This is a genomic window from Mesorhizobium sp. M7A.F.Ca.MR.362.00.0.0 (genome assembly GCF_004023175.1).
Taxonomy (GTDB): domain Bacteria; phylum Pseudomonadota; class Alphaproteobacteria; order Rhizobiales; family Rhizobiaceae; genus Mesorhizobium.
In genome coordinates this window covers 2,170-2,699 of record NZ_RZTF01000587.1, presented here as the reverse complement: position 1 = coordinate 2,699, position 530 = coordinate 2,170, and the positions used below count along the sequence as shown (strand labels likewise).

At 61.1% G+C, this 530-nt stretch carries 1 protein-coding gene; it reads right to left on the bottom strand.

Going from position 1 to position 530, the window contains the following annotated elements:
* Window positions 1–530, bottom strand: a 530-nt coding sequence (locus EOC06_RS35580) for a PstS family phosphate ABC transporter substrate-binding protein (protein WP_206631329.1), incomplete at both ends; no start/stop codon positions are given.

Here is a 530-nt window from a genome sequence, read left to right as displayed (position 1 = left end):
ATGCAGGTTTTGCCGATTTCCTTGTCGTCGGCAATGCCGGCGGCCTTGAGAGCAGCCTTGTCACAGCCGGCATCGAGAAGCTTGGTCTCGAACACTTCGCGCGTGCCGTGCTTTTCGCCCGGAATATAGGCGGCGATGTCCCAGTCGGGCAGCTTCGGATTGACCTGGCTCCACTTGGTGTTCGGATTGTCGACGAGCTTGCCGTCGACGACCAGCTTGGCCGCCAGCGCCTTGTAGATGTCGGCGGGAACCAGCGCCCAATCCGGGCCCTTGATGTCGGTGGCGAAGACGATGCCGTCATAGCCGATCCGGACTTCCTGGACTTCCTTCACGCCGGCGTCGGCGCAGGACTTGAGTTCGTCCGCCTTGATCGGACGCGACGAGTTGGCGATGTCGATGGTATCTTCGCCGACGCCCTTGCAGAATTCCTTGATGCCCGCGCCGCTGCCGCCGGATTCGACGACCGGGGTCTTGAAGTTGGTGAATGTTTCGCCGAACTGCTCGGCGACGATCTTGGCATAAGGTAACAC